This window comes from Rhodobaculum claviforme (assembly GCF_016653255.1).
Taxonomy (GTDB): Bacteria; Pseudomonadota; Alphaproteobacteria; order Rhodobacterales; family Rhodobacteraceae; genus Rhodobaculum; species Rhodobaculum claviforme.
Genome location: NZ_NHSD01000173.1, coordinates 1 through 6,863, shown reverse-complemented (window position 1 = coordinate 6,863; position 6,863 = coordinate 1). Strand labels below are relative to the sequence as shown.

The 6,863-nt window shown below is 70.4% G+C and carries 5 protein-coding genes; 4 read left to right on the top strand and 1 reads right to left on the bottom strand.

Features of this window, described 5'->3' with window-relative positions; genetic code table 11:
• The first annotated feature begins 61 nt into the window (after positions 1–61).
• The 3 genes from CCR87_RS05705 (at position 62) to ptsP (ending at position 4,964) form a co-directional block, all read left to right on the top strand.
• A complete protein-coding gene (locus CCR87_RS05705; RefSeq protein WP_201156600.1) occupies positions 62–1,366 on the top strand; it encodes an NAD(P)/FAD-dependent oxidoreductase in 1,305 nt (434 codons plus the stop codon).
• Positions 1,367–1,429: 63 nt separating this feature from the next.
• Complete coding sequence (locus tag CCR87_RS05700; RefSeq protein WP_201156599.1) at positions 1,430–2,668, top strand: aspartate kinase; 1,239 nt, start codon at positions 1,430–1,432, stop codon at positions 2,666–2,668.
• Positions 2,669–2,699: 31 nt separating this feature from the next.
• Positions 2,700–4,964 carry a phosphoenolpyruvate--protein phosphotransferase gene (gene ptsP / locus CCR87_RS05695; protein ID WP_201156598.1) on the top strand — a complete coding sequence of 755 codons (2,265 nt, stop codon included), beginning with the start codon at positions 2,700–2,702 and terminating at the stop codon, positions 4,962–4,964.
• A gap of 85 nt (positions 4,965–5,049) precedes the next feature.
• Here the strand turns inward: ptsP and purC are convergent, their stop codons facing one another.
• The gene (gene purC / locus CCR87_RS05690; RefSeq protein WP_201156597.1) at positions 5,050–5,811 is read right to left on the bottom strand and encodes a phosphoribosylaminoimidazolesuccinocarboxamide synthase; all 762 of its coding nucleotides are present in this window, start codon (positions 5,809–5,811) and stop codon (positions 5,050–5,052) included.
• 192 nt (positions 5,812–6,003) lie between these two features.
• Here purC and CCR87_RS05685 point away from each other — a divergent pair, with 192 nt between their 5' ends.
• Positions 6,004–6,852, top strand: coding sequence for a fumarylacetoacetate hydrolase family protein (locus tag CCR87_RS05685; RefSeq protein WP_201156596.1), 849 nt, complete (start codon positions 6,004–6,006; stop codon positions 6,850–6,852).
• Positions 6,853–6,863: the final 11 nt, after the last annotated feature.

Here is a 6,863-nt window from a genome sequence, read left to right as displayed (position 1 = left end):
CCCCGGGGCGCGCGCCTGCGGCCCCCCTGCGGATGCCATGGCGCCTGCGAAAGGCCTCCGCATGAGCCTGCTGTTCGGCAACGACACCCGCGGCGCCTGGCCCGAAAGCTGGTACGCCGCCACCGCCACCCCCATCGATCCCTTCGCCCCGCTGGAGGGGGCCACGCGGGCCGATGTCTGCGTGGTGGGCGCGGGCTTCACCGGGCTGTCGGCGGCGCTGCACCTGGCCGAACGCGGGTTCGAAGTGGTGCTGCTGGAGGCGCACCGGGTGGGCTTCGGCGCCTCGGGACGCAACGGCGGGCAGGTCGGATCGGGCCAGCGCATGGAGCAGACGGCGCTGGAGAAGATGCTGGGGCTGGACGACGCGAAGAAGCTCTGGGCGATGGGCGAGGACGCCAAGGCACTGGTGCGCGCGCTGATCGACCGGCACGGCATCGACGCGCCCTTCCGCCCCGGCATCGTGCACGCCGAATGGCACGCCCGCGACGTACCGACCGAGCATGCCTATGCCGAGCATCTGGCGCGCGACTACGGCTATGACCAGCTGGAGCCGCTGGACCGCGCCGCCCTGCAGGAGATCGTGCGCGCGCCCGGATACCACGGCGGCACGCTGGACCATGGCGCGGGGCACATCCATCCGCTGAACTTTGCCATCGGCCTGGCGCAGGCCGCCGCCGCAGCCGGCGTGCGCATCCATGAGACCACCCACGTCACCCGCGTCACCCCCGGCCCCCGCGCCGTCGTCACCACCGATGCCGGCCGAGTCGACGCGGATCACGTGATCCTTGCGTGCAACGGCTATCTGGAGGGGTTGGAGCCGCAGGTCGCCGCCCGAGTCATGCCGATCAACAACTTCATCGTCGCGACCGAGCCGCTGGGCGACCGCGCGGCCGAGGTCATCTCCCGCCCCGTCGCCGTGGCCGACAGCAAGTTCGTGGTGAACTATTTCCGCCTGTCGGACGACAACCGCCTGCTGTTCGGCGGCGGCGAAACCTACGGCTACCGCTTTCCGCGCGACATCGCGGCCGTCGTGCGCCCCTGCATGGAGGGGGTGTTTCCGCAGCTGCGCGGGGTGCCGGTCGATTACGCCTGGGGCGGCACGCTGGCGATCACCATGAACCGGATGCCGTGCTTCTATCGGCCGGGGCCGAACATGCTGTCGGCCTCGGGGTATTCCGGGCATGGGGTGGCGATGGCCACGCTGGCGGGGCAGATCCTGGCGGAAACCGTCGCGGGCCAGGCCGGGCGCTTCGATCTGATGGCCCGCCTGCCGCTGCCGCGTTTCCCCGGTGGTCCGGCGCTGCGCACGCCGCTGCTGGTGCTGGCGATGACCTGGTACAGCCTGCGCGACCGGCTCGGGATCTGAAGGCGCCTTGCGTGGACACAGCCCGTGGCGTAAGGGGCGCAGCGGGACAGGAGGCTGCTGGGCATGTCGCTTCTGGTGATGAAATTCGGCGGCACCTCGGTGGCCGACCCCGCGCGCATCCGCGCCGCCGCCGACAAGGTCGCGGCCGAGGTTGGCCGTGGTCACAACGTGATCGTGGTGGTCTCGGCGATGGCCGGTCGCACCAATGAACTGGTGAACTGGGTCTCCGGCATCGCGCCGTTCTATGACGCGCGCGAATACGACGCGGTGGTCTCGTCGGGCGAGAACGTCACCGCCGGGCTGATGGCGCTGACCTTGCAGCAGATGGAGATCCCGGCGCGCAGCTGGCAGGGCTGGCAGGTGCCGCTGCGCACCACCTCTGCCCACGGGGCCGCGCGCATCGTGGAGATCCCGCGTGCCAACATCGACGCGAAATTCGCGGAAGGCATGCGCGTGGCCGTCATCGCCGGCTTCCAGGGCATCTCGCCCGAGGGCCGGATCACCACGCTGGGGCGCGGCGGCTCGGACACCTCGGCCGTGGCCTTTGCGGCCGCCTTCGGCGCGATCCGCTGCGACATCTACACCGACGTCGACGGCGTCTACACCACCGACCCGCGCATCTCGCGCCGGGCGCGCAAGCTCGACCGCATCGCGTTCGAGGAGATGCTGGAGCTGGCCTCGCTCGGCGCCAAGGTGTTGCAGACGCGATCCGTGGAACTGGCGATGCGCTACGGCGTTCCGCTTCGGGTGCTGTCGTCGTTCGAACCCACCGACGATACGTCGGGCACCATTGTCTGCGCCGAGGAGGAGCTGATGGAATCCAGGGTCGTGGCCGGCGTGGCGCATTCGCGCGACGAGGCGAAGATGACGCTGATGGGCGTCCAGGACCGCCCCGGCATCGCCGCCGCGATCTTCGGCCCGCTGGCCGAGGGGCATGTCAACGTCGACATGATCGTGCAGAACATCTCGGAGGACGGGCGCACGGACATGACGTTCTCCTGCCCCGTCGATCAGGTGCCGCGCGCCGGGCGTGCCTTGCGCGCAGCCCAGGAAGCCGGCGCCATCGCCTTTGAGGCGCTGGTGGCCGACACCGAGGTCGCCAAGGTCTCCATCGTCGGCATCGGGATGCGCAGCCAGGCCGGGGTCGCCGCGCGCATGTTCCGCACGCTTGCCGAGGAAGGCGTCAACATCAAGGTCATCACCACATCGGAGATCAAGATTTCCGTCCTGATTGATCGGAAATACATGGAACTCGCCGTGCAGGCGCTCCATGATGCCTTCGAGTTGCACGCGGCGGGCTGAGCCCCGCCAGCCCGGGGGGGCGCGCACAGCCATGCCCGACCGAATGGAGACCGAAAGCCGCAAGCTGCTGCGGCGCCTGCGGGACACGCTGGCCGAACCGGGCGGCGCCGCCGCCGCCGGTCAGGAGCGTCTGGACCGCATCGTCCGGCTGATCGCGGAGTCCATGGGGACCGAGGTGTGCTCGGTCTATCTGTTCCGCGACCCCGCCACGCTGGAGCTGTGCGCCACCGAAGGGCTGAAGGCCGAGGCCGTGCACCAGACCCGCCTGCGGCTGGGCGAAGGCCTCGTGGGCCGCGTCGCGCGCACCGCGCGCCCGCTCAACACCGGCAATGCGCCCGCCGAACCGGGCTACCGCTACATGGCCGAAACCGGCGAGGAGGTGTTCTCGGCCTTCCTCGGCGTGCCGATCCAGCGGCTGGGCGAACGGCTGGGCGTGCTCGTGGTGCAATCGCGCGAGGCGCGCGAATACTCCGAGGACGAGGTCTATGCCCTCGAGGTCGTGGCCATGGTGCTCGCCGAGATGACCGAGCTGGGCGCCTTTGTCGGCGAGGGTGCGGCCCTGCGCCGCCTGCACCAGCAGCCGGTGATGATCCGCGGCGTCTCGGGCCAGGAGGGCGCGGCCGAGGGCCATGTCTGGCTGCACGAGCCGCGCGTGGTCATCACCAACCCCGTCGCCGACGACCCGGAGGCCGAGACCATCCGCCTGCGCGCCGGGGTCGAGAAGCTGCGCGGCGCGGTGGACGAGATGCTGACGATGGCCACCGACGCCGACAAGGACCACGCCGAGGTGCTGCATGCCTATCGCATGTTCGCCCATTCGCGCGGCTGGCTGCGCCGGATGGAGGAGGACATCGCGCGCGGGCTGTCGGCCGAAGCCGCGGTGGAGAAGGAACAGTCCTCGGCCCGCGCCCGGCTGGAACAGGTCCCCGACCCGTATCTGCGCGAACGGCTGCACGATCTGGACGACCTGTCGAACCGGCTGCTGCGCATCCTGACCGGACAGGGCGCGGACACAGGTGCCACCATGCCCGACCGCCCGGTTCTGGTGGCGCGCAACATCGGCCCGGCCGAACTGCTGGACTATGGCCGCAAGCTGCGCGCCGTGGTGCTGGAGGAGGGCTCGGTCGGCAGCCACGCGGCGATCGTGGCCCGCGCGCTGGCGATCCCGCTGGTGATCTCGGCCACGCGTATCACCAACGAGGCGCTGAACGGCGACCACATCCTGGTGGACGGCACCGAGGCGACCGTCCACCTGCGCCCCGAGGACAGCATCGCCACCGCCTTTCGTGACAAGATGGCGATGCAGGCCAAGGCGCAGGAGCGCTATGCCAGCCTGCGCGACCGCCCGGCGCGGACCCGCTGCGGCAGCGTGATCGGGTTGCAGATGAACGCGGGGCTGATGGCCGACCTGCCCTCGCTGGAGGAATCGGGCGCCGACGGCGTGGGCCTGTTCCGCACCGAGCTGCAGTTTCTGGTGCGCAACAAGATGCCCCGACGCGGGGAACTCGCGGCGATCTATGCCCGGGTGCTGGACGCGGCGCGCGGGCGGCGGGTGACGTTCCGCACCCTCGACATCGGCTCCGACAAGGTGCTGCCCTACATGAAGCCGCACGACGAGCCGAACCCCGCGATGGGCTGGCGCGCGATCCGCGTCGGCCTCGACCGGCCCGGCGTGATGCGGATGCAGCTTCAGGCGCTGATCCGCGCCACCCGGGGCCGGCCGCTGACGGTGATGTTTCCCTTCGTCACGCGCCTCGACGAGTTTCTGGAGGCCCGCGACCACCTGATGCGCGAGATCGAGCGCGAAGAGCGCCTCGGCCATGTCCTGCCCAAGCGGGTGGAGGTCGGCGCGATGCTGGAGACGCCCGCGCTGGCCCACGCCCCGCGGCGGTTCTTCGAGGCGGTGGACTTCCTGTCCATCGGCGGCAACGATCTGAAGCAGTTCTTCTTTGCCGCCGACCGCGAAAACGAGCGGGTGCGGCGGCGGTACGACACGCTGTCGCTGAGCTATCTGGATTTCATCGAAGGCATCGTGCGCCGCTGCGCAGAGGCCGGAACCCCGCTGTCGTTCTGCGGCGAGGACGCCGGCCGCCCGGTGGAGGCGCTGTGCCTTGCCGCCATCGGGATGCGCACGCTGTCGATGCGCCCGGCCTCGGTGGGGCCGGTCAAGCACCTGCTGCGCCGGGTGGACCTGCGCGACGCCCGCGCGGTGATCGAGGACGCGCGCGCCGCAGGTGCCGACAGCGTGCGCCCGGCGATGATGCATCACCTCGCCACGCTGGATCCTGCCGGGTGATCTTCGGCAAGGGCCGACCCGGCCCCCGTCGCGCCCACCCCCGAGGCCGGGGCATCGGCCCCGGACCCGGTCCGCAGGGGCAGGCTCAGTTGATCAGCGTCGGCCGGGTCATGACCTTGCCGTTGGACGGCAGCACGCCGAGGCGCTTGGCCACTTCGGTGTAGGCATCGGCCAGGTTGCCGAGGTCGCGGCGGAACACGTCCTTGTCGAGCTTCTCGCCCGTGCGCATGTCCCACAGCCGACAGCTGTCGGGGCTGATCTCGTCGGCGATGATCAGGCGCTGGAAATCGTTTTCCCAGATCCGGCCGATCTCGATCTTGAAGTCCACCAGCTTGATGCCGACGCCCAGCATCACGCCCGACAGGAAGTCGTTCACCCGCAGCGCCAGCTGCACCATGTCGTCGAGGTCCTGCTGGCTGGCCCAGCCGAAGGCGATGACATGCTCCTCCGACACCAGCGGATCGCCCAGCGCGTCGTCCTTGTAGTAGAACTCCACGATGGGGCGCGGCAGGGCGGTGCCCTCCTCGATCCCCAGCCGCTTGGACAGCGACCCGGCGGCGACGTTGCGCACGACCACTTCCAGCGGGATGATCTCCACCGCGCGGATGAGTTGTTCGCGCATGTTGATGCGGCGGATGAAATGCGTGGGCACGCCGATGGCGTTGAGCCCGGACATGAAGAATTCGCTCAGCCGGTTGTTGAGCACCCCCTTGCCGTCGATCACGGCACGCTTCTCGGCGTTGAAGGCGGTGGCGTCGTCCTTGAAGTACTGCACCAGAGTGCCGGGCTCGGGCCCCTCATAGAGGACCTTGGCCTTGCCCTCGTAGACCTTCGTGCGTCTTGCCATGGAAACTCCGATCGGGCCGGTGCGGCCCGGCTGAAACCTGCGCAGGATATAGGCGAAAGCCACCGCTGCCGCAAGGCGCGTGGCCCCCCTGCGCCGTTTCAATCCCCCCTTCCGTCCCGGCGCATCGCGGCCTAAGCCGGAGCGGGGCGGCCGGGCCGTCCCGGATCACCGGACCGGAGGGAGGGAGCAGCCATGAAACTGTTGCGCTGGGGCGAGGCGGGGGCCGAACGGCCGGGGATGATCGACGCCGCGGGGGGCCTGCGCGACCTTGGCGGCGTGGTGCCCGACATCGCCGGGGACACGCTGTCGGACGCGGGCCTTGCGCGGCTGCGCGCGCTTGACCCGGCCACCCTGCCCGAGGTGCCCGCCGACACGCGGCTCGGCCCCTGTGTCGGCGGCGTGGGCAAGATCATCTGCATCGGACTGAACTATGCCGACCACGCCGCCGAGGCCGGCATGCCGGTCCCGCCCGAGCCGGTGGTCTTTCTCAAGGCGACCTCGGCCATCAGCGGCCCCCACGACCCGGTCCGGATCCCGCGCGACGCGGCAAAGACCGACTGGGAGGTGGAACTGGCCATCATCATCGGCACCCGCGCGCGCTACGTCGAGGAAGACTGCGCCCTCGCCCATGTCGCGGGATACGCCATCGCGAACGACGTGTCCGAGCGCGCCTTCCAGAACGAACGCGCCGGGCAGTGGACCAAGGGCAAGAGCCACGACAGCTTCTGCCCCCTCGGCCCCTGGCTGGTGACCCGCGACGCGGTGCCCGACCCGCAATCCCTGCCCCTGTGGCTGCGGGTCAACGGCACGGTCATGCAGAACGGCTCCACCGCCACCATGGTCTATGGCGTGGCGCATCTCGTCAGCTATCTGTCGCGGTTCATGACGCTGCACCCGGGCGACGTGATCTCCACCGGCACGCCACCGGGGGTGGGCATGGGGATGAAGCCGCCGCGCTTCCTCGTGCCGGGCGACGTGATGGAGCTTGGCATCGAGGGCCTCGGCCAGCAGCGCCAGCCCGTCATCGCCGAGCCGGGCTGACCCCGCCCCCC